The following is a 24,808-nucleotide window of genomic DNA, read 5'->3' on the forward strand; positions in this document are numbered from 1 at the left end:
ATTTGTTTTTAGAAGGAGGAAGGTTTATGGCGGAAAAGTCAAAACATTCAAAAGAGACAGTAGTAAATGGGCTTACATTAGAAGAGGTAAAGAAGAAACTTTTACAAAAAGCAAAGCAAGTTGGAGAAATGTCTATGAAGGAAATTTCTGAAACTCTGGCTTTATACGAAGTAGAGAATGAAGAAATTTTTAACTTTGCCGATGAAGTAGAAAAAAGTGATGTAACAGTTGAAGGTAAAGAAGAGTTTGAAGAAGAAGCGCTTTCGAAACAAGAAGCAAGCGAAGAAACTTTTGATTTAAACGATCTAAGTGTTCCTCCTGGCGTTAAAATAAATGACCCAGTTCGTATGTATTTAAAAGAAATTGGTCGTGTAGACTTACTTTCTGCAGCTGAAGAAGTTCGCCTTGCAGAGCGTATTGAAGAAGGGGACGAGGAAGCACGTAAGCGTTTAGCAGAAGCGAACTTACGTCTTGTTGTATCGATTGCCAAACGTTACGTTGGGCGCGGTATGTTATTCCTAGACTTAATTCAAGAAGGGAATATGGGTCTTATTAAGGCGGTTGAGAAGTTCGACCACCGCAAAGGATTTAAATTCTCGACTTATGCAACATGGTGGATTCGTCAAGCAATCACACGAGCAATTGCTGACCAAGCACGTACAATCCGTATTCCGGTACACATGGTTGAAACGATTAACAAATTAATTCGTGTACAACGTCAATTGTTACAAGATTTAGGTCGCGAACCATCTCCAGAAGAAATTGGAGAAGAAATGGACTTAACGCCTGAAAAAGTTCGTGAAATTTTAAAAATTGCTCAAGAGCCTGTATCACTTGAAACACCAATTGGTGAAGAGGATGATTCGCACTTAGGTGACTTTATCGAAGACTCAGAAGCACAATCTCCTTCTGATCATGCGGCATATGAGCTGTTAAAAGAGCAATTAGAAGATGTTCTAGATACATTAACAGATCGTGAAGAAAATGTATTACGTCTACGTTTTGGTTTAGATGATGGCCGCACACGTACACTAGAAGAAGTAGGTAAAGTATTCGGTGTAACACGTGAGCGTATTCGTCAAATCGAAGCGAAAGCACTACGTAAATTACGTCACCCTTCTCGCTCAAAACGATTGAAAGATTTCTTAGAATAAATAGTATATAAAGTAAATAACATAAAAAGGGTGAAGAAAATAATTAAATTTTCTTCACCTTTTTTGAATAATGAATTTATTGTACTTAGCTAAAAAGTACGGCATAGAAGTGGGAAGGTTGTTACTTTTTACTGATGTATGAACTCTCATTAGTACTTACAATGGTAGTATAATGAATATCAATACATAATTAGTAGATTTGGGGAGTTTTACATGTCCAATCAAAAAAAACAAATTATTATGAATGAAATTACTTTTTGGAAGCAAAATAAATTACTTCCAGAGCATTACTGTGATTTTTTAATGACGCTTTATTCAGAAGGAAATGATAGTGACCAAATATCTGGAAATGCAAAAAAAGCAATCAATCCAGTAATTAAAAGAAAAAAATGGAGCATTGCATCGATATTTCCAGTAATTGCTTTATTGTTTACGATATTATTATTTACAATTCAATATGAATGGGTAGTCGTAGCTATTGCCGGTATTTTTGCTGCCGGTTGCTTTGCAGGAGCATTTTACTTTGCAAAAAGAAATAAATTACTCGCTACGATGCTTCAACTGGCAGTCGCGTTATTAATGCTAGGAATTTCGGTTAAAATCAGTATGACTTATTTTGCTGGAAATAATAATATGCTTTTTGCTTTAATTATTTCAAACTGTATTTTATGGATCATTAGTGGGGTTAAGCTGAAAATAATCTACTTTACTATTTCTGGTGTCATTGGTTTTTGTATTATTATTGGTGCTTGGTTTTACGTATGAACTATTTAAAAGGACAAACGCTTTTATGTGCGTATTTGTTCTTTTTTTATTTGTTTTTAACCAAGTTGTAAAAAAAAGCTACGTTAAGCTCGATTTTCCTGTAAAAAACAATATATATCATATAAAATGGAAGGTGATACATGAGTGGAAGAAAGGGTGGGATAAGATGAATTTTGACTTAACAGCGGAACAACAAATGTTGCAAAAAATGATGCGAGAATTTTCGGATGAAGTTGTAGCACCAGGCGCAATTGAACGTGATAAGACAAAAGAATTTCCATTGCCTATTTTTGAGGAATTATCAAAAATGGGGATAATGGGCTTACCATTTCCAGAAGCTTACGGGGGAGCGGGGGCAGATACGATTAGTTTTGCAATCGTTACTGAACAGTTAAGCCGTGTTTGTGCTTCGACAGGAATTACGTATTCTGCGCATATTTCATTAGGTGGGGCACCACTTCATTTATTTGGTACAGAGGCGCAAAAGCAAAAATATCTTGTGCCAATTTGTACGGGCGAATCCTTTGGGGCATTTGGTTTAACAGAGCCAAATGCCGGATCTGATGCAGGGGGCACGGAAACAACGGCCGTTTTAGAAAATGGACAGTATACGATAAATGGTTCCAAAGTTTTTATTACAAATGCGAGCTATGCCAAACATTTAGCGCTAACAGCTATTACGGATCGACAAAATAATGAAAAAGAAATTAGTTCGATTATCGTGCCAACTGATGCAGCAGGTTTCCAAATTAAATCCGACTATGAAAAAATGGGCTTAAATGCTTCGAATACAACCGAGTTACTATTAGAAAATGTTCCAGTGCCTGAAGAAAATCTTTTAGGGATACGTGGAAACGGCTTTAAGCAATTTTTAACGACATTGGATGGTGGACGCATCGGAATTGCTGCGATGGCGGTTGGAATTGCACAAGGTGCTTTAAATAAAGCAGTTCAATATGCCAAACAACGTAAACAATTCGGGAAAACATTAGCGCAGTTTCAAGCGACACAGTTTAAATTAGCGGATATGGAAGTGAAAATCGAACTGGCAAGAACTTTTGTTTATAAAGCGGCTTGGCTAAAGGATCAAGGTCGCCTATTTGGCAAGGAAGCGGCAATTGCGAAATACTATGCATCCGAAATGGCGATGGAAGTGTGTGATGAAGCAATTCAAATTCATGGCGGATACGGATATATGAAAGAATATGAGGTGGAGCGCTACATGCGGGATGCGAAACTACTAGAAATTGGCGAGGGAACTTCAGAAGTCCAAAAAATGGTTATTGCAAGACATATATTAAAAGGTTAATGTCAAATTGTCATAATTGTTACAAACATAGTAAATTGTATGGAATAGGGCTTTTCGTTTTCCAAAATATGCAGTACAATTGTTAGTGTTTACTAGGTTCTATTTATTTTCATTCAGTATATCTCTCTCGTCTATATGATGTTTGAGGTGAATGTGGCTTCACTTTTTTTAAAAAGGTGTTTAAATTCCTACTGAATGAAAACAATGCCCCTGGCGGATGTCACAGATTTTGAAGGGAATGAATTGTGCAAGCACAATTCAAAATCTGGACGCAATTACGCCAAAGCGTAATTGATAATAGAATTAAAATAACTAATGAGGGAGGGAACGCAATGAGAAACAATCCACTTATTCCTTATGTACTTATCATGGCTTTCGGTATTGGACTAATTTTCTTCATGTCATTTGAGGGTGCAGCAGATAAGAATAGTGCAGATGGGGATACTTCAGGAGAAACAGTTGAATTAAGTGGTGAAGATATCGCTAAAGCTAGCTGTATTTCATGTCACGGCGGTGATTTAAATGGTCAAGGTTCGATGCCTGCAATTGCTGGCTTAGATGCTGACCATATTAAAGATTTTGCTTTAAACGGTTCTCCAAGTGGAGCTATGCCATCAATTCTTAAATCAGAAGCAGAGGCTCAAGCTGTAGCAGATTACATTTCGGGTCTATAATATTGGAAATGCAAAACATAGGTACTGGAGCAATCTAGTGTCTATGTTTTTTTTATTGTGTGATGAATGTAAAATCTGAACTTATCATATATCCGCTAGATTCTATCAAATGTGTGTGATTCCAGATTGTCGATTAACAGGGAATTTAGCGGGAAAAGTTCTACATTCTAAGGGCAATGATATGGTGGGTTAGTAACTATCCACTCTTTTGTCGTAATTTATGCCCAACTCATAGCAAAAACCTCTCAACTACAAGACGGATGAGCGGTTTTTTTATATAATAGGGGTACATTGTAAAATAGAAAAGAGGAAATTGAAATATGAATGCACAAAAGCTCTCAAAACGTTTAGAAATGGTCGCATCATTTGTTCCAACAGGTGCGGTTGTTGCAGATATCGGGAGTGACCATGCGTATTTACCATGCTATTTAGTACACAAAGGGATTGCTTCGCGCGCCATAGCAGGAGAAGTTGTAAAAGGTCCATTTGAATCTGCTGTACGCCAAGTACGTACAGAAGGCTTAACAAATCAAATTACCGTTCGCATGGCAAATGGATTGGCAGCCGTTGAAGAAGCGGACCATATTGATACAGTAACAATTGCTGGGATGGGCGGTCCACTTATTGTTTCGATTTTAGAAAAGCATCCACAAGCTTTAAAATCGGTGACGCGCCTTATTTTACAGCCGAATATTCATGCCAAAGCAATTCGGGAATGGGCAATCCGTAATGGGTGGGCATTACAGGATGAAGTCATTTTAGAAGAAGATGGAAAAGTATATGAAGTACTTGTATTGCAACGAGGACAAATGGAATTAACTCAAGCTGAAATTTTATTAGGTCCAAAATTAATTGCAACGAAATCACCTGTTTTTGTCGAAAAATGGTCACGTGAAGTGGCAAATTGGCAGCGTGTTCAGCAAGCGATTGAAAAAGCTGAAAAAACGGTGGATAATGAAGCGAAATATGCAGAGCTAGAACAGCTTGTAGATATGGTACAGGAGGTAGTTCAGTGAAAAAAGTAAATGGTCACGAAATCATTCAGTTATTTGAATCTTGGTCACCGAAAAAATTCGCTTGTATGCCAAATGATCCAATTGGTTTAGCGATTGGGACGTTGAATAAAGAAGTTTCAAAAGTGCTTGTGACATTAGATGTGACGCATGAAGTAGTTGATGAAGCGATTGAACAAGGATGCGCACTTATAATTGCCCATCACCCGCCTATTTTTATGAAGCTATCCAATTTGCGTACAGACAATCCACAAGGTGCTTTATATGAAAAATGCATTAAAAATGATATTGCGGTGTATGCAGCACATACGAATTTAGATGTAGCACCAGGTGGGGTTAATGATTTACTAGCGGATGCACTACAATTAACGAAACGTGAAATTTTAGAGCAGACGTATGAGGAAAATTTAATGAAATTAGCCGTTTATGTCCCACAAAATTATACGGATGAAATGCGCGCGGCTTTAGCGAAAGCAGGGGCGGGGCAACTAGGCGACTATAATTCATGCAGTTTTTCTACGGATGGACAAGGGCGTTTTCAAGCATTGGACGGCGCAAACCCGACAATCGGTGAAATCGGTCAATTAGAAGTAGTAAGCGAACAAAAAATCGAAGTTGTGTTCCCGCAATCATTAAAAAATCGTGTATTAAAAGCGATGCTCAATGCACATCCATATGAGGAACCAGCGTATGATGTTTGGACGACAGAAGTGGAATCAAATGAGCAAGGTCTTGGCCGAATTGGTTTATTAAATAAACCGATGACATTAAAAGAGTTTGCGGAGTTCGTCAAAGTACAATTGGACGTGCCATTTGTGCGTGTTGTTGGTCCAGTTGACGGACTTGTTCAAAAAGTCGCAGTCGTTGGTGGTGACGGCAATAAATACATTCGAACAGCGAAATTTGCCGGGGCTGATGTATTTGTTACAGGAGATATTGGTTTCCATATGGCACAAGATGCAGAGCAACAAGGACTAAGCATTGTTGATCCAGGACACCATGTAGAAAAGGTAATGATTCAAGGTGTTGCGCAGAAAATGACGCAATTATGCGATGCGAAGAAATTACCAGTGCAGTTCATTCAATCGAAAGTTCATACAGAGCCGTTTACGTTTGTTTAAGTGGTGAAGGAAATATAGATTGAAATCGTGAATCTTTAGGATAGTCGGTTCGATCCCGAGTATCGGTATCATTAGGTTAATTTACGTTACGATTAACAAGTTAAGAAAGCTCATAAACCTTGATATGATAGGATTTGTGAGCTTTTTATACTTTCAGGGGATACTATAGAATCCTCTCTAGCAAATTCCCTAATTCTTTTGCCATGACATTAGGCGGAGAAAGCATTCCATTCTAAGGAGACATTTCAGTAGCATAGTATCCTCAAGTGTAAAGGTGTCAATATATCTTTTTAGGCAGTGTAATCATAAACGTTGTTCCTTTAGAAGGTTCGCTCTTTACAGAGATAATGCCTTTATGAGCTTGAATGAGGTTATGAACAATTGCCATACCTAGTCCAGTACCTTCAGAAGAAGAATCTGTTGTCGTTCCACGATAATATTGCTGGAATATATTTTCTAACATGTGTGGAGACATACCTGTTCCATTATCAACAATGTGGATATCTACATGTTCGTTGTTATCGAAAATCTGTGTATAAATATTTGTGTTAGCTGGATTGTGAATAATAGAATTCATAAGAATGTTTTGCAATATTCGTTGCATGAATTTAGTATCAAATTCAGTGTTTATGACAGGTGTATCTGTTTTAAAATGCAATTTATAGTCTCTGCCTTGTGGATTATTACTAATAGTAGCTACAACTCTTTTGGTGAATTCCACAATATCCTGATTTGATTTATGCAATGGTAACTGACCATCTGGACTATTAAGCTGAATAACGAGACTTAGATCTTGTATAAGCTCCTCCATATGCTTACCTTTATCTGCAATTTCTTGAATAAAGGAACGGGCTTCTTCCTTGGACCATTCGTATTGATCGTTTAATAATAGAGTAGAGTAGCCTGTAATATAAGTTAATGGTGTTTTTAAATCATGTGAAATACCAGCAATCCATTCTTGTTTTGCTTGTTCAACTTTTTCGCGTTCTGTTTCAGCAACTTTCAATTTTTTTGATAAAGATTGTAGGTGTTGAAGTACTTCTTGATATAACATATAACGCATACGGAGCTTACCTTTACGGGCATAGATTTTTGAAAGTCCAGCAGGCTGAGTATAGTTTTCCTGTGATAGCTGATAAATCCAAGACATAATAAATCCAAGAGGACCTCCAAAATACCATCCAAATACAGCTATACAAACAATGGTACTAAACCCAAAAATCCATACTACGATTAAATTCTCATACTCTTCACTAACAGATTTTTTAATGAGAGGAAGAATACCCTCGAGTCCGATAACAATACAAATACCACTCAAAAGCATCCATAGAATAATCCCCAGTGCAAGATGTAACGTAAATCGAGTGTTTATTCGCATAGTGAATCCTCTTTTGGTGGAATTAATTTATATCCAACTCCCCTTAAATTTACAATAATTTTTGGTTTACGCGTATCATCCCCAAGCTTTTTCCGTAGCTTTGAAATATGAATCGTTACAGTTTTCTCCTCTCCATATACATCATTTCCCCACACGAATTCATAGAGCTGTGAAGTTGTAAAAATGCGATTTGGATTTTTACAAAAGAAATGTAGTAGCTCTAGCTCCTTAGCTGTACATTCGACGAGCTGATTGTTAACGATTAATGTAGCAGATTCAGGATTAAGGGCAAAGTAACCGAAATCAAATTTTGAACTCTGTTGTTGGTGAGAACTCTCATACATTTTTTGACGTCGAAGGATGACCTTTATTCGAGCAACGACTTCTAAAGGATTAAAAGGCTTTGTAATATAATCATCTCCACCAATACCTAATCCCGTTAATTTGTCAAAATCTGTAGAGCGAGCACTGATAAAAATAATGGGTGTATTTGTATGCTTACGTATTTCTGTGCAAAGTTCAAAGCCACTTATATCTGGTAGCATTATATCGAGCAAAATAATATCGTAATGATTTTCTTTTACAAGCTGTAGTGTACCCTTGCCTGTTGAGGCAGCATCTATATTTATAAAGTTTTCTTTACGCAACGTAATTTCTAATAATTTTAAAATACCAAGCTCATCATCTACGATTAGGATTTTTTCTGTATTCTCCATTTTATCCCTCATTTCAATCTTTATCATAACAGCTTCTGAACTTCATATCCTTAATCTCTGGAAAAAATTACTGTCATTTTCCATTGAGTTTACTTTATTTTTACTTTCGCGTAATAAGCTTAATGTAACAAATTCAAAATGGTAAGGAGTAAACAAACATGGAAACCGTTATTCAAATACATCAATTAAGTAAGAGCTTTAAAGGAGTCGAAACCGTCTCAAAGGTCAATATGAACGTTAAGAAGGGGGAGATTTATGGGTTTTTGGGTCCGAATGGGGCTGGGAAAACGACGATAATGAAGATGATTTTAAATTTAGTAAAACCAACGTCAGGTGAAATTAAAATATTGAATCAACCCATTTCTACTACTTCATATCAATACTTGAGCAAAATAGGCAGTATTATCGAGTACCCAGAATTTTACGAAAGGCTGACAGCAAAAGAAAATTTAGAGCTTCACTGCGAGTATATTGGGGTTTATGAAAAAGGAGCAGTTGAGGAGGCACTTAATATAGTAGGTCTCAAGGGTGTTGATCATAAAAAAATACATGAATTTTCGCTAGGGATGAAGCAAAGATTAGGCATTGCACGGGCAATTGTTACAAAACCAGAGATTCTGATTCTTGATGAGCCGATTAATGGTCTTGATCCTATAGGCATTAAAGATATACGTGAGCTTTTAATACTTTTAAAAGAAGAGCACGGGATCACTATTTTAATATCAAGTCATATCGTGTCAGAAGTGGAATCAATAGCAGATACTATTGGCATCCTTCATCATGGGGAATTATTGAAAGAGGTAAGAATGGAGGATATTCGAAAAGAGAATATGGAGTATCTAGAGATTAAAATAGACGATGTGAAAAAAACGATTCATGTGTTGGAGAACAAGCTTGGTATCCGAAATTATGAAATTGTTAATCAGCATTGTATTAGAATTTTTGAACATGATATTTCTCAATCTCAAATTAATAAAGAACTTATTTTAAATAACATTGCTGTCAATGGCATTGAAAAACAGCAACAATATTTAGAAGAGTATTTCTTAAACCTTATTAATGGAGGGAATCAATTTGCTTAAACTATTAAGACTTGAATGGAAAAAGAATCGTATGACTAGCTATTTTAAAGGCTTAATCATTTGTATTGTTGGAATTTTAGCAGCAGTTGTACTTATGGCTGTTGGTTCTGGAGATGAACAGGTTTTTCAGGATTATACAGATTTTATGTCTTTAACAAATATTTTAATTCGAATTGTTTTCATCATTTTTTCGAGTGTAATTTTATCTCGCATAGTCATAGATGAATACAAAAATAAGACGGTTCAATTATTATTTACGTATCCGTTAAAAAGGAAAAAAATTATTCTTGCTAAGCTGTCTCTAGTCTTCTGGTTCTGTTTCTTTAGCATTATAATTGCGACTTTAACGATTAATATCGGTGTTTATTTCTTAAATCCAATGATGAGTTTGTTTGAAACACCTGTTAAGATACAGGAGATGATAGCCACAATACCGTCCACTTTTATCAATACTTTTATGATGGCTGGTGTAAGTTTAATTCCTTTGTACTTTGGCATGCGAAAAAAATCAACAGCTTCGACAATTACATCAGCTGTGTTAATTGGATTTCTTATTAATGCAACCGTTGGAGATACATCGTCCAGTTTATTTCAATTTATCATTGTCCCAATAATAATGTGTACATTAGGGCTTATGATCGGCTATCTGTCCTATTATAAAGTTGACAAAGTAGATTTAACCTAAAACGAGAAATGAGGATGTAAAGTGAAAAAAGCGATCATGGCTTTGATATTTGTTATTTCGATAGGGGGGATTATCATCACCCTTAAATTAAATGATGAAAAGAGCATCGATGGAGAACAGTCCTTTGATGTTAAGCAAATTGAAGAATTAGAAATAAACATAGAGTCTTGGAATATAGCATTAGAAAATACTGAATCTGAAAAAATTACAATTGAATTTGAAGGTAAGCAACAAAAAAAGGAGAAAAACAATCCTGTTGAAATTATAAAAGACGGAAATAAAGTCAAGGTACTTCAACAAGATGATGAAGTAGGAGTTATGAAAAATTTTAGTTTTGGAAAAACAGATACTATTCATATTTCTATTCCAAAAAATGCAGTGAAGAAGATTGCATTAAAAAACAGCTATGGCGATGTCAAAATTAACAACATTGAAACAAAAGAACTTTCGATTTCTACAGATTCGGGACATAAAACTATTAAAGGACTAACGGCAAATAAAGGTATAGTCACATCAAAAGATGGTGAATTGATTATTGTAGACAGTACTTTAAATGAACTACTGATAAAATCTACAAATGGTGATAGCTATATGACTAGAGTCAACAGTCCAAAAACGAAAATTACTTCGACTAACGGTGAAGTATTTATGAAAGAAATCATCGAAGGAAAAGCACTATTTGTAGAAACTACTTCAGGAGATATTACAATAGCATATAAAGAAACACCCAAATCATTAGAGTTTACAGCGAACAGTGAATCATCCGATATAAGCGTTAATTTAGAAGGTTATCAGAAAGAAAAACATACAGAAAAATTAAAGAAAGGCAAGATTGGTGAAGCCTCAAACAAATTAGAATTAATTAGCGAAGGAGGTGTAATAACTGTAAAATAAAAACTTATAATCTGTGTGGTTAATGAATAATGTTAAGACGAGAACTTGAACAACAGGGACCACATTTATCTACTGGGATTGATATTTGTGAGAGCCATTATATTTGTCGTTATATAAAAAACAATTGTTGAATTAAGAAGTTGAAAAAAATCAATGAAAGGACGGTCAGGCATTTGAATTCAGCTAATATAAAGTTAACAAATCGTATGTTAAGAATAATAAAGAGTGCGGAAAAAGAAGCTTCCTCTTCACAGCATAAGTTGTTTGAAATAAGGGATTTTTCTAATTTTGTTTTATGGGCTTCCTAATTTTGAACGTATTCCTTATGATAGAGAAATTGAAGTTGATTTTGTTATAGACACAAATAGAATATACAGCCCCTTTTATGGCTAACGGGGCTTAATTAAATTTTCAATTCACAAAATATCGGAAAAAAGGCAGAATTTAATCTACACATATTGTAGATTAAACCTGCCTTTTTTCACTGTAAGGGAACTTCCAGCTCTAATCTCCTTACCAAAGGGAAACACGGCCTTCTGGAGCTACATACATCCCATCTCCTGGCTTAATTCCATACGTTTCATAAAATTGCGGGAAGTTCACAATCGTACGGTTTACCCGAATTTTATTGGCGGAATGGACATCATTTTTGCTCAGAAACGCTGCAACTTCTTTTGTCGTTGTGGATTTCCATATTTCTGCATTGCGGTCGAAATAGGCTTTATAATCCGGATTACTCATTTTTGATACGATTTGCAGGGAAGCCGCCATTCCACCTAAATCAGCGACATTTTCACTTAGTGTAAGTTGCCCATCATTTAATACACCCGGAATAATTTCGATACCATTATAGAACGCAATCAGTTCCTCGTTTTTCTCTTTGAATTTCTTAAAGTCCTGTTCAGTCCACCAGTTATTTGCATTACCATTTTCATCGTAGGCAGATCCGTTGTTATCGAATGCATGGCTGATTTCGTGGCCAATGACCATGCCAATCGCACCGTAGTTTTCTTCAGGTTTTGCGTTAATATCATAGAAAGGGGCTTGGAGAATACCAGCAGGGAACGTAATTTCGTTATTAAAAGGATTGTAGAAAGCGTTTACAGTATATACGCTTATTCCCCATTCTGTTCTATCCACCGGTTTTCCTAGTTTAGCTTTCGAACTATCGATATATGCTTTCGTTATGGTAAATGTATTAGAGAATAACGAACCACCTTCGTCATATGTCTTAATCGCTACTTGATCTAATGTCGTATCCCACTTATCTGGGTAACCAATCTTAACAATCATTGTATCCAGCTTTTTAATAGCTTTTGTTTTTGTTGTTTCTGACATCCAATCAAGGGATTTAATTCTTTCCTCATACGTAGCAATTAACTCGTCTACCATTTGCTCAACATCTTTTTTCGCGTTTTGAGAAAAATGTTTCTCGGCAAACATTTGCTCCAAATAACCACCCATTGCGTTAGTTGTCATGGCTACTGCGTTTTCCTGATCTGTTTTTTCTCCTGTAACGCCGTAGAATGTTGCAGCAAACTCATTCGAAGCATCACGGAATTCATCTGATAACAAACTACCTGTTGCCATTAGCAGTTGCATTTTTGCGTATGCTTTAAGCACGTTTAGATTCGCTTCAGTGAAAAGTTCTGCACTTTTTTGAGCTAGCTTTACATCGAATACAATGACTTGATCAACACTGTCAATTGCCATCGATTTTAAAACTTGTTTCATATTCACTGTTTTGAATAGGTCATCAAATTGTCCGATTGCATACGGGTTATAGTATTTATTGACGTCGCCTTGTTCATGCGGTTCAAGAGATACGGCAGCTAAAGTTTTCTCCATGTCGTAAACATTCTCGGCAAGTGCTTTCGCAGTAGACTCTTCCTCGCCTGATAATACGAGAATTTTGGTCATATATTGGAGATAGGCTTTTTTTGCCGTCGGGTCTTCCGTTACAAAGCTGTTCTTATCCAGGCTAATAGCTAATCCAGTGTAATACAAAGCATTTTTACTGCTGTTTTTTGCATCATTCATAATTGTAAAGTTGAATAATGAACTCAAACCCAATTCTTTCTCCAAGGTAAGATCTGCTTGAACGAGTTCATCCAGTGTTTTCGCTTCGTCAATTGCCTGTACATATTTTTGAATAGGTTCAATTCCTTGTTTATTTCTATTTTTTGTATCTAATGCTGTTGCATAGAAGTCGGTAATTTTTTGTTCTTTTGTTCCTTTTTCAAACTTTTTGCCAGCAAGCTCATTGATTATTTTTTCTATATTATCGTTATTTTGCTTTTGCAGCTCAGAAAAAATGCCACCCATAAGTTCCCCGGCAGGAATTGTCGAATGATTTAACCAATCTTTATTAATTGCTTCAAAAAAATCGTCATTTAAATGGGAGCCTTCAAGCATCCATATTCTTGCGATAATAGTTTGGAACTCAGCGATCGTAATCGTGTCTTTTGCACCTAATGTGCCATCAGGTTTGCCTGTTAGTACGCCTGCTTTTACCAGTTTATCGATATCTTTCTTAGCCCAAACTGGCACATCGGTAAACTCGACGCCAAAAGTTCCAATGCGAAGATTATTTCCGACAGGCTTTGGTAATTCACCGAATGCTCTGCTCAACATGACTAAAGCTTCAATCTTCTTAGCAGGTTCATTATCTCTTAAATTTCCGTTACTAGAACCTTGTATAACGTCTTCTTTTTTAATTCCTGGATGATAAGCGTCTGCTGCCGTTAATAAGGTTTTAACGATTTCACCCCTTGTCGCTGGTGAAGACGTTTCATCGGCATACACCGATATGCTAACGGATAGGACCATTATTATGGCCATGAGTAAGGATAAAAACTTCTTTTTCATCATTGTTTCCTCCTCTATACTTTTAAAGATAAATATATAATAACAAAAAGTTAACTTTTATGGAATTTTATACAACAACTATATTTTATCAAGCGCATTTCTATTTTGTTGAATACTTCCGGCTATCAGAGCTTATTAAAATGTCTATTCTACGCTCGTTTTTTCTCGACTTTTTGATAAAGGGACATGATAACCCAAATAGCAGTCGGCAGTGTGATTGCTCCAATTACCATAGATGCAAACATGTAAACTGAACTATCTTTAACAAATAACAAAACAATCACCGCGATGGCTAAAAGAAGAAATAGTAAACTCTTTACTAAATTGACTAGCCTCACTCTTCCTTCTACCTTCCATTTATTCGTGTAGGTAGTGAGTACAGTCCAAATTGTTGGAAGAACGATTACATTGAGTATAAGCGCTACTACATAAAGTACGGACTTTAAGGTACCCGAGCTAAACAAGGCCCCAAACCATACAAGTCCATTTAGTAAAACAAGTGGGATTGCGAATTTGTTCATAGAGTTTATTGAATTTCCATACTTTTCAGCTGTTGTGTCACGGTCCGTATAAATCGGTTTTGTACCAGGATGCGCTCGAAATAGATGAATACCAGCATCTGAGACGATATGCGACCATCCAAAAGATGAAAAAAGCTCATAGTATTCCTCTGCGTCATCTTCTTTTAATGAACGATAGTCTATACTGTAGATGTAATCGCAGCTTTCTCCTTTTTCAAGCGTATACCCCATTAAACTAAAATGACTGACATGCGACCCTTTCAAAGAAAATCGGCGTAACTTTTCCATGTCCTTATCCTCAGAAAAAGCTAAACCACCTGATGAAATATACTTTGTCTGTCTCATTCTTCAACCTCCTTCAATCCAGTTTCAGCTAATTGCATCATCCGTTTTCTTACCTTCAAATCTTCTTCCAATACTGCTGTTCCTTCTTTAGTAAGCAGATACGTTTTCCGTCTGGAATCCGATCCATCATACAAATAAATCCACTCTTGTTGTAATAACTTTTTAATAATTGTGTACATGGAAGCAGGGCCTATCGTAATTGCCCCTTTTGATGTTTCTTCGATTAAATTCATAATCGCATAACCATGCCTTGGTTTTGTTAAAGCAGTCATAATATAAAACATTGAATCTGTTAATTGCTCTGATTTCTTCAATCAATCACCTCCTGTATCCTTTTTTTTGATATATCGTAAAGTGATATATATATCCAAAAACAATATATCATAATGTGATATATGTGTCTAGAGGTATATCACATTATTTTCCTTTTATTTTATAACTGGATTGGCGCATAATAAAAACTCCTTTTTCGGATTGAACCTGAAAAAGGAGTTTTTTTATGTAAATAAGGGGCAGATTGAACAGTGGTTTTTTTCATTTGTATCTTTAAGTAGTAGGTAAGATCGGCAGCACGTTTGTCGCTTACCACTGAAATCATCTAAAGACATATACGGACGCACTTCTTCACAGCACTCAGTAATAGAATTGAAAACTTGTGCTATTTTTTCAGTTGGTAATTGTGTTGTATAAAATCTAAAAGGACGGTTAATTCGTATAACGATGTTTTCCCAAAGTATATTCTGTGGTATTTTACACGCGTTACAAATAATTTTGACGATAGGGGTAAAGAAATCAATTAAAAGTCTATGTTGCCAATTTATTTGTAATGTTGTAAATGTTTTATAGGGCACGAGCAATTGAAAGTTTGTCAAATCAAAATAGGCTTCTGACCACCAATCGTCTTTTTGGTTTTGGAAACCAAAGTAATCGATAGACGAAGATGCGGTTAATAAAGCTAATTTCTTTAAAAATAAGGATCCCGCCGTAGCGATGGAATCTGTGTTAAGTGTTTTGGCATATTGATGAATAAGTGGCATGAGTATGTCCCGTTGCTGTAACCGATTTAAAGGGATAGCCGTTGAAGAAATTGTTGATTGTTGTATTACTTTGTATTGTTGTAAATCCATAAGTCACCTACTTTAAATGATCATTTTAGAAAAGCACTTCACTCATAGCGGAAGTGAAGTGCTAATCCTATTATTTAGAAAAGATCTCTTTGATCTCATCTAGTACGATGTTTGCAGAAAGGATCCCTCCAGAAGTGTTCCAGATCGCATCATCTACTCTATGAACATTGCCTTTTTTAACTACATCTAAGTTATTCCAAAGTGGATCAGCTGTCCATTCTTTTTCAGTAGTTAAAGCACTATCATCACCTGTTGGGGTGAAAGTAAAGTAGAAAAGTACATCACCGTTCATATCAGGAATGGCTTCTTTACCTACATCGACCGCTAATTTACCTAGCTTGTCGTTATTTTTAAAGAATTTTTCTTGCTCTGGTACTCGTGGGAATCCAAGTTGTTCAAAAATAACACCAGAGAATGAGTCGGTATAATAAATACGGCTCTTATCTGTCATGAAACGAACAACAGAAACTTCTTGTGTTGTTTTTTCGCCAAGTGCTTCTTTTGTAGCTACAATTTTATCATCATAAGCTTTTAATATTTTTTTACCTTCTGCTTCTTTGTTTAAAGCGCGTGAATAAAGCTCAAAATTACTTTTGAAGTCACCGCGTAATGTTTCAGAGAAAACTGTTGGAGCAATTTTACTTAATTTTGCATAGTCTTTTTCTTGACGAATTTTAGTACCGATAATCAAATCTGGTTTTAATGATGCAACTTTTTCAATGCTTATTTCAGATTCTGTACCAACTACTACCGCATCGCCCATTTGGTCTTTAATATGATCATACCATGGGTCACCTTCATGTGATTTTGCAGCGCCAACTGGTGTTACCCCTAGTGCAAGGGCAGCTTCCGTTCCTTCATTTGAAAGGACAACTACACGTTTTGGTGTACCTTTAATTTCAGTAGTACCCATAGCATGCTCAATCGTTATAACCGCTTCAGCTTTTGTATCACTTACTTCTTTGGCGTCATTTCCACATGCTGCTAATACAATAAGTGTAATAGATGTCAGTAGAAGTGCAAATACTTTCTTGAATGTAGACACTTTTTTTCCTCCAATTTCTATGATAAAATGTGATTGTCGCTTTGAGAGTGATAATCGTTTTCAATTACAAGTTAAATCATATAATGGCACAATAGCAATGTCAATAATTATTTGGAGGTTCAATACATAGATGATTTTGGTAAAAAATAAATTTAAAGTGTTAGGTTTGATACTTGCACTGATACTCATGGTGTTCTTTATATGTATTAGTATTTTATATGGATATGCAGATACTTCATTACATTCAACGATTCAATCCTTTGTGAATTTCGATCATTCGAACGAGCAAATCATTATTCAAAACGTACGGATTCCACGTGCGCTAATTGCTGCTAGTGTGGGTGCTTCATTGGCTATTACGGGTGTTTTACTACAAACATTAACAAAGAATCCTTTAGCATCATCTGGCATTCTAGGCATCAATGCAGGTGCAGGTTTTGCAGTTGTTTTCGCATTAGTATTTTTTAATGTAACAAGCTTACAAGCATTTGCATGGATCGCATTTTTAGGTGCGGCAGTAGCGACGATCGTAGTTCTCGGAATAAGTGCTTCAGGAGGTACCGCTTCAACACCTCTAAAAATCACGCTTGCAGGTGCGGCAATTAGTGCATTATTTGCTTCATATACACAAGGATTATTAGCGATGAATGAAGCAACTATGGACCAGGTGTTATTTTGGTTAGCGGGGTCAGTACAAGGTAGAAAGATGGAAATTTTATTATCTGTTTTACCTTATTTAGTAGTAGGGTGGGTTATGGCAATGGCAATTTCATCAAAAATGAATGTACTTGCTCTTGGAGATGATGTTGCTAGAGGCCTGGGTTTACGTATTGGGCTATTCAAATTCATTATCGGTATAATTACTATATTACTTGCTGGTGGAGCTGTTGCCATTTCTGGACCAATAGGCTTCGTTGGTATTATAATTCCTCATTTTGCACGAAAAATAATAGGGACAGATCATCGCTGGTTAATTCCTATGTCAGCTTTACTTGGGGCAATACTCTTGCTCGTAGCGGATGTCGGTGCGCGTTATATTATTATGCCGAGTGAAGTACCTGTTGGTGTAATGACGGCATTTATAGGAACCCCATTCTTTATTTATTTGGCTAGAAAGGGTGGGAGAAATTCATGAAAAAATTAAAATCAATTCGTTTATTAAATGGGAAATTTTCGTATTTATTAGACTTACATGTTACGAAAAGAGCTACTATTATTTGTATTCTTGCAGTGCTTGCGTTTCTTTTGAGCGGTTCTTTTGGGGAATCGTTCATAAGCTCAATCGATGTATTGAAAGCAATTTTCGGATACGGTGATGATTATACACAGTTGGTCATTAATGAATTTAGATTACCAAGAATCTTCGTAGCAGCGTTTGCTGGAATTGCTCTTGCCGTAGCCGGTGCAGTATTACAAGGTATGATTAAAAATCCATTAGCATCTCCTGATATTATAGGGATTTCTGCTGGTGGAGGTGCTGCTGTAGTTGGTTTCTTAGCTATATTTAGTGATTTAAATCATTCATTAACCGTTAGCATTCAATGGATGCCTTTAGCAGGATTTATTGGTGCAACATTAGTCGGACTAGTCGTATATTTACTAGCATGGAAAGATGGTGTTACACCATCAAGATTAGTATTAATTGGGCTAGGTGTTTCTATTTTTTTACAAGCATTAACGACGCTGTTGATGATTGTTGGTCCGATACATCTAGCAGCTGAAGCACAAAAATGGATTATAGGAAGTGTCCGAACAGCTGAATGGCATGAAGTTCAAATTATGGTACCAGTCATAATTATTCTGTTAATTATATTAACATTCCTTGTGCGGCATTTGAACGTACAAGATTTTGGGGATGAGACGGCAACGGGCTTAGGACAACCAGTTCAAAAATTTCGATTTACTTTAATAATTTTATGTTCGAGCTTAGTGGCGAGTGCTATTGCATTTACAGGTGCAATTGGTTTCGTAGGATTAATAGCTCCTCATATTGCAAGACGTTTAGTTGGCTCGGCTTTTGGGCTGTTAATTCCAACTAGTGCAGCAATCGGTGCATTTTTGGTCATTGTTGCTGATATTATTGGCAGAACAGCCTTTAATCCTTTAGAGGTGCCAGCGGGTGTATTTACTGCAGCAATCGGTGCACCTTATTTCATTTATTTATTACTAAAAAAACCAAAGAATTAAGGGAGTTTGTAAGTTATGGCAGAGTCGCTAAAAATTGATTCACTCACATTAAGTTATGGCACAGAGCCTATTATAGAAAATTTAAATTTAACGATACCTATGAATGAGATTAGTGTATTAATTGGTGCAAACGGTTGTGGGAAATCGACGCTCCTACGTTCGCTCGCCCGCCTATTAAAACCAAAGCAAGGTGCCGTGTTATTGGATGGAAAAAATATATTTGAATTATCGACAAAGGATGTTGCGAAAAAGCTATCTATCCTACCACAATCGCCAATCGCACCAGAAGGTTTAACGGTGCTACAGTTGGTGAAACAAGGTCGATACCCTCATCAAACTTGGCGTAAACAATGGACTGAAAAAGATGAGAAAATTGTACTCGATGCCATTAAAGCGACAGGGATGATTGATTTACAACATAAAAATATAGATGAATTATCAGGAGGCCAACGACAAAGAGCTTGGATTGCGATGACTTTGGCACAAGATACAGATATCATTTTATTAGATGAACCTACAACTTATTTGGATTTAACGCATCAAATTGAAATTTTGGATTTATTGTTCGAGTTAAATGAAACACAAAACCGTACAATCATAATGGTATTGCATGATATTAATTTAGCATGTCGATATGCAGATCATATTATTACAGTAAAGAATCGCACAGTATTTAAACAAGGGAAACCAGAGGATATAATGGTAGAAGATCTTGTAGAGAATGTTTTTGATATGAAATGTAAAATCATTGCAGATCCAATCTTTGGTACACCTATGTGTTTACCATATGGAAAAGGTCGCATTATAAAATAATAGTAAAAAGTTCTATGAAAAAGTAATACTATTTTTTCAAAACTTCATTGGATGATGAGCCGAGTGCAGTATTATTAAACATATTTTAAACAACAAAAATGAATGAATTGTACAACTTATCACAAAAAAAGCGAAACAAAAAGGCAGAATTTAATCTACACATTTTGTAGATTAAATCTGCCTTTTTGCCTTTTAAACTGTAAGGACATTTCCTGTTCTAATTTTCACCAAAGAGAAACGCGATCTTCTGGAGCTACATACATCCCATCTCCAGGTTCAATTCCATACGTTTCATAAAATTGCGGGAAGTTCACAATCGTACGGTTTACCCGAATTTTATTGGCGGAATGGACATCATTTTTGCTCAAAATCGCGGTTACTTCTTTTGTCGATGTGGATTTCCATATTTCTGCATTGCGTTTGAAATAGGCTTTATAATCCGGATTGCTCATTTTGGATACAACTTGCAGGGAAGCCGCCATTCCCCCTAAATCTGCGACATTTTCACTTAATGTAAGCTGACCGTCGCTCGATACACCTGGAATAATCTCAATATCATTATAGAACGCAATCAGTTCCTCATTTTTCTCCTTAAATTTCTTAAAGTCCTCGTCAGTCCACCAGTTATTCGCATTGCCATTTTCATCGTATGCAGAGCCATTGTTATCAAATGCATGGCTAATTTCATGACCAATGACCATGCCAATTGCACCATAGTTTTCTTCAGGTTTCGCGTGAATATCATAGAAAGGTGCTTGGAGAATACCAGCAGGGAATGTAATTTCATTATTTAATGGATTGTAGTAAGCATTTACGGTATATACGCTCATGCCCCATTCTGTTCGATCTACTGGTTTTCCTAGCTTGGCTTTAATGTCATCAGAGTATGCTTTTGTTACGGCAATCGTATTCGAAAACAGCGAACCACCATCCTCATATGTCTTGATCGCTACTTGATCTAATGTTGTATCCCACTTATCTGGGTAACCAATTTTAACATTCATTGTATCCAGCTTTTTAATGGCTTTCGCTTTCGTTGTTTCGGACATCCAATCGAGGGATTTAATTCTTTCCTCATACGTAGCGATTAACGCGTCTACCATTTGTTCTACATCTTTTTTCGCGTTTGATGAAAAATATTCTTTAGTAAACATTTGCTCCAAATATCCGCTCATTGTGCTCGTTGTTAAGGATACTGCAATTTCTTGCTCTGTTTTTTCTCCTGTAATGCCGTATAATGTTGCGGAAAATTCATTCGCTGCATCTTTGAAATCAGTAGACAACAAGCTGCCTGTTGCCTTAAGCAGTTGCACTTTGGCGTAAGCTTTAAGCACATCAATATTCGTTTCATTAAGGAATTCCGCGCCTTTTTGAGCTAGCTTCACATCAAATACAATCACTTGATCAACACTGTCAAGTTTCAACGATTTCAAAACTTTCTTCATATCTACTGTTTTGAATAGGTCATCGAATTGTTCGATTGCAAAAGGGTTATAGTATTGATTGACGTCACTTTGTTCATGCGGTTCAAGCGATACAGAAGCTAAACTTTTTTCCATTCCATAGATTTCTTCGGCAAGTGCTTGTGCAGTAGAATCTGCCTCACCTGATAGCTTGAGAAGTGTGGTCATATATAAAATATAGGCTTTTTTCGTATCGGAATTTTCCGTTACGTAACTGTTCTTATCTAGGCCAGTAGCCAATCCAGTATAATACAAAGCATGTTCGCTGCTGTTTTTTGCATCGTTCATAATGGCAAAATCGAATAATGAGTTTATCCCTAATTCACTTTCTAATGTAAGATCTGCCTGAATGAGCTCATCAAGTGTTTTGGCCTCGTCAATTGTCTTTATATATTTTTGAATGGGCTTAATTCCTTGTTTATTTCGATTTTTTGTATCTAATGCTGTGGCATAGAAGTCGGTAATTTTTTGTTCTTTCGTTCCGGTTGCAAATTTTTTGCCCGCAAGCTCATCGATTATTTTTTCTAATTTATCGCTATTTTGTTTTTGCAGCTCGGAAAATACGCCACTCTTACGTTCACCAGCTGCAATTGTCGAATGATTTAGCCAATCTTTATTCATTGCTTCATAAAAATCATCATTTAAATGGGAGCCTTCTAGTGTCCATATTCTAGCAATAATGTTTTGGAGTTCATCGATTGTCATTGTGTCATTTGCGCCTAATGCACCATCCGAGTTAGCCGTCAATACGCCTGCTTTTGCCAATTTATCAATATCTCTCTTAGCCCAAGCAGGTACATCGGTAAACTTGATGCCGAATGTGCCCCTGCGCAAATCATTTCCGACAGGTTTTGGTAAATTACCGAATGCTCGACTTAACATGACTAAAGCTTCAACCTTTTTTACAGGCTCATGTTCTCTTAAATCTCCATTTTCAGAGCCTTTCATAACGCTTTCTTTATTAATACCTAACCGATAAGCTTCTGTAGCTTTCAACAAAGTTTCAACAATCTCTCCTCTTGTCGCGGTTGGAGATTTTTCAGCGGCATCCATCGTCATGCTAGAGGAGAGAGCTATTAGTATGACCGTAAGTAAAGATAAAAACTTCTTCATTTTCTTGCTCCTTTACAGATTAATATATTTATTATGAGATGAATTAAAGTTTTTATAAGGTGAAAAATGAAGGGAATTAGGCGTATTTTTACAGTGATTTTAAGGGCATCAACTTTAATTACCAACTTTGATAGAAAAATCTTGGCTTATCACCTTGTGGTAAATATAGTAAAATAAAGATGGCAATGGTAGAATCCATTTGATAAAATTAGTGCATAAGGCGAAAACTTTACTCGTGGTTTGTCTCAACAACAATGACGATATGTGAGTTTTCGCTTTTTTCTATCTTATAGTGGAAAATTCCATATTGTCATCTATTTTTATAATTCGCTTGGGGGGATCGTATGATTCAAGGTTCTTGGAGAGCATTGCTATGGATTGGCTTATCACAACTATGCGCTTTAAGCTTATGGTATAGCGCTTCAGTAATTGCACCTGAACTAATTGAAAATTGGAATCTTAGCTCGAATTCAGAAGCTTGGCTTTCTGCAGCTGTTCCTATTGGATTTGTAATAGGCGCATTATTTAGTTCCTATTTTGGGATTGCTGACCGCTTTAATCCCCGAAAAATTTTGGCGCTTTCCGCATTGTTAGGTGCACTATTGAATGTATTATTAATTACAGTCGATTCCGGCTTTTTCGGTATTTTACTAAGGATATTAACGGGAATCACTCTCGCTGGTGTATACCCAATAGCTGTAAAAATTATATCAGAATGGTTTCCTAGAAAACGTGGTTTAGCAATGGGAATCTTAATTGCGGCGCTAACATTAGGCTCATCATTACCCCATTTTATTGTCATGTTCTTTTCTTCAGTAAATTGGAAAATCGTTATCATTTGTAGCTCAGTATTAGCTTTAGTATCATCTTTCATTGTCTCGTTTATTTTAGAAGATGCCCCAGTAAAATCAAAAAAATTACCGTTCTCTTTAAAAGTAATTAAAAAAGTAGTGATGAATAAACCGGTAATGCTTGCGAATTACGGCTACTTCGGCCATATGTGGGAATTGTATGCGGTGTGGACATGGCTTCCCGCATTTTTGACTGCTAGTTTTTTAACTTATTCACCAGAAATTCCTCATTGGTTCATTGCATTATCATCTTTTGTGTCAATAGGAATTGCAGGAGGGATTGGGTCTGTTGTCGGTGGGGTAATCTCAGATAAAATCGGTAGAGCGAATTTAACGATTCTTTCCATGTTTATTAGTGCAATCTGTTCGATTATAATAGGTTTTACATTTGGACAATTTATTTGGGTAACTTTAATCATCTCCATTATTTGGGGAGTGTCTGTCATAGCTGATTCCGCCCAATTTTCTGCAGCAGTTTCAGAAATTGCTGATGTTGAATATGTAGGTACAGCCCTTACTTTTCAAATGTGTATCGGTTTCCTCATTACGATATTCTCTATCAATTTAATCCCTATTATTCAGAGAATAGTTGGTTGGGAGTGGGTCTTTTCAATATTAGCGATTGGACCTATTGTTGGAATGATCACGATGGTCAAATTTAGACGTTACGAATTTAATAAAAAATAATAAAGAAATTTTCATTAAAAGGATTGAAGGAATATGGAATTGCGTCATTTAGAATATTTTTTAATGGTTAGTAAGGAACTACATTTCACAAAAGCAGCTGAAAAATTAGGCATCTCCCAACCGACTTTAAGTCATCAAATTAAAATGCTTGAAAAAGAGGTAGGTTATTCATTGTTTAATCGTATTGGCAAGAAAATTGAGCTGACAATGGTAGGGGAAATTGTTCAGCAAGAAGCATTGAATATTCAAAGTACCATTCAAAGTATGTCTTCTCAAATTGAAGCATTTTCGAAAGTAGAAATAGGAGAATTGAAAATAGCCGTGTTACCTGGGGAAATAACGGATTTAGTGTCTACTTTATGTATACAATTTAACAAGCTTTATCCGAATATTAAATTATTCATCGAAACGACAGATCAAGTTGAAAAGGCTGTTCTGGAAAATCGAGCTGATTTTGGTATTGGCTTTCACCTTAATGCAAATGATCTATTGCAAGTAACGAAGCTGTATGATGAGGAATTTTATTTGATTAGTAATCAAAACAATGGGGAACGAAAAATCGCATTTTCTTCGATTTTAGATGAACCGCTTATTTTATTTCCTACTATGCACCAGTGTAGAAAATTACTTAATAAAACGAGCGCTGATATCGGGATGCAATTAGAGCCTATTGTGGAAACGTCTAGTATTAAGTCTATCTTGAATTTAGTTCGAAATGGTGTAGGACGTAGCGTTGTCTCGCGCACATTGTACGAGTTTTATGATACGGAAGATTTATTTTTCCAACCGATTGAAAACCCAACTTTAACGAGGGCAGTTAATCTCGTCATGAAAAAGGATTGCTTTATTAATTATGCAGCACGTGAATATATAAAATTATTAGTACGTGAAATCGAAAAGCTTCATTTTGAAATCGAAAAAGATGCGATGAATTGTTTAGCACGTTTTGTATTATAGTTTTTATCTATCATTATCATAGAAATAACGGAATAGACGA

General features: G+C 36.0%; 22 protein-coding genes. 14 read left to right on the top strand and 8 right to left on the bottom strand.

The window, feature by feature from the left end:
* Window positions 1–26: 26 nt before the first annotated feature.
* The 6 genes from rpoD to MHI10_RS05500 all read left to right on the top strand — a co-directional run bounded on the left by rpoD (window position 27) and on the right by MHI10_RS05500 (window position 6,036).
* Complete coding sequence (gene rpoD / locus MHI10_RS05475) at window positions 27–1,154, top strand: RNA polymerase sigma factor RpoD (protein WP_340783673.1); 1,128 nt, start codon at window positions 27–29, stop codon at window positions 1,152–1,154.
* A gap of 213 nt (window positions 1,155–1,367) precedes the next feature.
* A complete protein-coding gene (locus tag MHI10_RS05480) occupies window positions 1,368–1,919 on the top strand; it encodes a hypothetical protein (protein WP_340783674.1) in 552 nt (183 codons plus the stop codon).
* 166 nt (window positions 1,920–2,085) lie between these two features.
* Window positions 2,086–3,228 (top strand): acyl-CoA dehydrogenase family protein, encoded by a 1,143-nt coding sequence (locus MHI10_RS05485; RefSeq protein WP_340783675.1) that lies wholly within the window; start codon window positions 2,086–2,088, stop codon window positions 3,226–3,228.
* Between the two features lie 332 nt (window positions 3,229–3,560).
* Entirely contained in the window at window positions 3,561–3,902 is a 342-nt protein-coding gene (locus tag MHI10_RS05490) for a c-type cytochrome (protein ID WP_340783676.1), read from the top strand.
* Between the two features lie 320 nt (window positions 3,903–4,222).
* Complete coding sequence (locus MHI10_RS05495) at window positions 4,223–4,918, top strand: tRNA (adenine(22)-N(1))-methyltransferase (RefSeq protein WP_340783679.1); 696 nt, start codon at window positions 4,223–4,225, stop codon at window positions 4,916–4,918.
* Complete coding sequence (locus tag MHI10_RS05500; RefSeq protein WP_340783681.1) at window positions 4,915–6,036, top strand: Nif3-like dinuclear metal center hexameric protein; 1,122 nt, start codon at window positions 4,915–4,917, stop codon at window positions 6,034–6,036. The genes MHI10_RS05495 and MHI10_RS05500 overlap by 4 nt, the downstream gene beginning before the upstream one ends.
* 277 nt (window positions 6,037–6,313) lie before the next feature.
* On the opposite strand, the gene MHI10_RS05505 is transcribed toward MHI10_RS05500, so the two are convergent.
* Window positions 6,314–7,414 carry a sensor histidine kinase gene (locus MHI10_RS05505; protein WP_340783683.1) on the bottom strand — a complete coding sequence of 367 codons (1,101 nt, stop codon included), beginning with the start codon at window positions 7,412–7,414 and terminating at the stop codon, window positions 6,314–6,316.
* The gene (locus tag MHI10_RS05510; RefSeq protein ID WP_340783684.1) at window positions 7,405–8,130 is read right to left on the bottom strand and encodes a response regulator transcription factor; all 726 of its coding nucleotides are present in this window, start codon (window positions 8,128–8,130) and stop codon (window positions 7,405–7,407) included. The genes MHI10_RS05505 and MHI10_RS05510 overlap by 10 nt, the downstream gene beginning before the upstream one ends.
* A gap of 158 nt (window positions 8,131–8,288) precedes the next feature.
* On the opposite strand from MHI10_RS05510, the gene MHI10_RS05515 reads away from it, so the two are divergent.
* Genes MHI10_RS05515 through MHI10_RS05525 form a run of 3 tightly spaced genes read left to right on the top strand, consistent with a single transcriptional unit; the run spans window position 8,289 to window position 10,791 of the window.
* The gene (locus tag MHI10_RS05515) at window positions 8,289–9,212 is read left to right on the top strand and encodes an ABC transporter ATP-binding protein (protein ID WP_340783685.1); all 924 of its coding nucleotides are present in this window, start codon (window positions 8,289–8,291) and stop codon (window positions 9,210–9,212) included.
* Window positions 9,205–9,897 (top strand): ABC transporter permease, encoded by a 693-nt coding sequence (locus tag MHI10_RS05520; protein WP_340783688.1) that lies wholly within the window; start codon window positions 9,205–9,207, stop codon window positions 9,895–9,897. The genes MHI10_RS05515 and MHI10_RS05520 overlap by 8 nt, the downstream gene beginning before the upstream one ends.
* 21 nt (window positions 9,898–9,918) lie before the next feature.
* On the top strand, window positions 9,919–10,791 hold the full coding sequence (locus tag MHI10_RS05525) for a DUF4097 family beta strand repeat-containing protein (protein WP_340783690.1): 873 nt from the start codon (window positions 9,919–9,921) through the stop codon (window positions 10,789–10,791).
* Between the two features lie 513 nt (window positions 10,792–11,304).
* On the opposite strand, the gene MHI10_RS05530 is transcribed toward MHI10_RS05525, so the two are convergent.
* From MHI10_RS05530 to MHI10_RS05550, 5 genes are all read right to left on the bottom strand, one after another.
* A complete protein-coding gene (locus tag MHI10_RS05530; RefSeq protein ID WP_340783691.1) occupies window positions 11,305–13,659 on the bottom strand; it encodes a M13-type metalloendopeptidase in 2,355 nt (784 codons plus the stop codon).
* Between the two features lie 149 nt (window positions 13,660–13,808).
* Window positions 13,809–14,525, bottom strand: coding sequence for a DUF2812 domain-containing protein (locus MHI10_RS05535; protein ID WP_340783692.1), 717 nt, complete (start codon window positions 14,523–14,525; stop codon window positions 13,809–13,811).
* Complete coding sequence (locus tag MHI10_RS05540) at window positions 14,522–14,839, bottom strand: PadR family transcriptional regulator (protein WP_340783694.1); 318 nt, start codon at window positions 14,837–14,839, stop codon at window positions 14,522–14,524. The genes MHI10_RS05535 and MHI10_RS05540 overlap by 4 nt, the downstream gene beginning before the upstream one ends.
* Window positions 14,840–15,022: 183 nt before the next feature.
* Entirely contained in the window at window positions 15,023–15,652 is a 630-nt protein-coding gene (locus tag MHI10_RS05545; protein ID WP_340783696.1) for a hypothetical protein, read from the bottom strand.
* 70 nt (window positions 15,653–15,722) lie between these two features.
* Complete coding sequence (locus MHI10_RS05550) at window positions 15,723–16,697, bottom strand: ABC transporter substrate-binding protein (RefSeq protein WP_340783697.1); 975 nt, start codon at window positions 16,695–16,697, stop codon at window positions 15,723–15,725.
* A gap of 130 nt (window positions 16,698–16,827) precedes the next feature.
* On the opposite strand from MHI10_RS05550, the gene MHI10_RS05555 reads away from it, so the two are divergent.
* Genes MHI10_RS05555 through MHI10_RS05565 form a run of 3 tightly spaced genes read left to right on the top strand, consistent with a single transcriptional unit; the run spans window position 16,828 to window position 19,697 of the window.
* Window positions 16,828–17,832 carry a FecCD family ABC transporter permease gene (locus MHI10_RS05555; RefSeq protein WP_340783699.1) on the top strand — a complete coding sequence of 335 codons (1,005 nt, stop codon included), beginning with the start codon at window positions 16,828–16,830 and terminating at the stop codon, window positions 17,830–17,832.
* Window positions 17,829–18,884, top strand: a complete 1,056-nt coding sequence (locus tag MHI10_RS05560; protein WP_340783700.1) for a FecCD family ABC transporter permease — start codon at window positions 17,829–17,831, stop codon at window positions 18,882–18,884. The genes MHI10_RS05555 and MHI10_RS05560 overlap by 4 nt, the downstream gene beginning before the upstream one ends.
* Window positions 18,885–18,899: 15 nt before the next feature.
* Window positions 18,900–19,697: an ABC transporter ATP-binding protein gene (locus MHI10_RS05565; protein ID WP_340783701.1), complete on the top strand. Its 798-nt coding sequence runs from the start codon at window positions 18,900–18,902 to the stop codon at window positions 19,695–19,697.
* A gap of 224 nt (window positions 19,698–19,921) precedes the next feature.
* On the opposite strand, the gene MHI10_RS05570 is transcribed toward MHI10_RS05565, so the two are convergent.
* The gene (locus MHI10_RS05570; protein WP_340783702.1) at window positions 19,922–22,273 is read right to left on the bottom strand and encodes a M13 family metallopeptidase; all 2,352 of its coding nucleotides are present in this window, start codon (window positions 22,271–22,273) and stop codon (window positions 19,922–19,924) included.
* 344 nt (window positions 22,274–22,617) lie between these two features.
* Between MHI10_RS05570 and MHI10_RS05575 the strand changes: the two genes are divergently transcribed.
* Entirely contained in the window at window positions 22,618–23,811 is a 1,194-nt protein-coding gene (locus MHI10_RS05575; protein ID WP_340783703.1) for an MFS transporter, read from the top strand.
* Window positions 23,812–23,844: 33 nt separating this feature from the next.
* Window positions 23,845–24,768 (top strand): LysR family transcriptional regulator, encoded by a 924-nt coding sequence (locus MHI10_RS05580; protein ID WP_340783704.1) that lies wholly within the window; start codon window positions 23,845–23,847, stop codon window positions 24,766–24,768.
* Window positions 24,769–24,808: the final 40 nt, after the last annotated feature.

It is taken from the genome of Solibacillus sp. FSL K6-1523 (assembly GCF_038005225.1).
Lineage (GTDB): Bacteria > Bacillota > Bacilli > Bacillales_A > Planococcaceae > Solibacillus.

Coding starts and splice junctions, on each gene's coding strand:
- rpoD (WP_340783673.1), top strand. CDS start 27: ATGGCGGAAAAGTCAAAACATTCAAAAGAGACAGTAGTAAATGGGCTT.
- MHI10_RS05480 (WP_340783674.1), top strand. CDS start 1,368: ATGTCCAATCAAAAAAAACAAATTATTATGAATGAAATTACTTTTTGG.
- MHI10_RS05485 (WP_340783675.1), top strand. CDS start 2,086: ATGAATTTTGACTTAACAGCGGAACAACAAATGTTGCAAAAAATGATG.
- MHI10_RS05490 (WP_340783676.1), top strand. CDS start 3,561: ATGAGAAACAATCCACTTATTCCTTATGTACTTATCATGGCTTTCGGT.
- MHI10_RS05495 (WP_340783679.1), top strand. CDS start 4,223: ATGAATGCACAAAAGCTCTCAAAACGTTTAGAAATGGTCGCATCATTT.
- MHI10_RS05505 (WP_340783683.1), bottom strand. CDS start 7,414: ATGCGAATAAACACTCGATTTACGTTACATCTTGCACTGGGGATTATT.
- MHI10_RS05510 (WP_340783684.1), bottom strand. CDS start 8,130: ATGGAGAATACAGAAAAAATCCTAATCGTAGATGATGAGCTTGGTATT.
- MHI10_RS05515 (WP_340783685.1), top strand. CDS start 8,289: ATGGAAACCGTTATTCAAATACATCAATTAAGTAAGAGCTTTAAAGGA.
- MHI10_RS05530 (WP_340783691.1), bottom strand. CDS start 13,659: ATGAAAAAGAAGTTTTTATCCTTACTCATGGCCATAATAATGGTCCTA.
- MHI10_RS05535 (WP_340783692.1), bottom strand. CDS start 14,525: ATGAGACAGACAAAGTATATTTCATCAGGTGGTTTAGCTTTTTCTGAG.
- MHI10_RS05545 (WP_340783696.1), bottom strand. CDS start 15,652: ATGGATTTACAACAATACAAAGTAATACAACAATCAACAATTTCTTCA.
- MHI10_RS05555 (WP_340783699.1), top strand. CDS start 16,828: ATGATTTTGGTAAAAAATAAATTTAAAGTGTTAGGTTTGATACTTGCA.
- MHI10_RS05560 (WP_340783700.1), top strand. CDS start 17,829: ATGAAAAAATTAAAATCAATTCGTTTATTAAATGGGAAATTTTCGTAT.
- MHI10_RS05565 (WP_340783701.1), top strand. CDS start 18,900: ATGGCAGAGTCGCTAAAAATTGATTCACTCACATTAAGTTATGGCACA.
- MHI10_RS05570 (WP_340783702.1), bottom strand. CDS start 22,273: ATGAAGAAGTTTTTATCTTTACTTACGGTCATACTAATAGCTCTCTCC.
- MHI10_RS05575 (WP_340783703.1), top strand. CDS start 22,618: ATGATTCAAGGTTCTTGGAGAGCATTGCTATGGATTGGCTTATCACAA.
- MHI10_RS05580 (WP_340783704.1), top strand. CDS start 23,845: ATGGAATTGCGTCATTTAGAATATTTTTTAATGGTTAGTAAGGAACTA.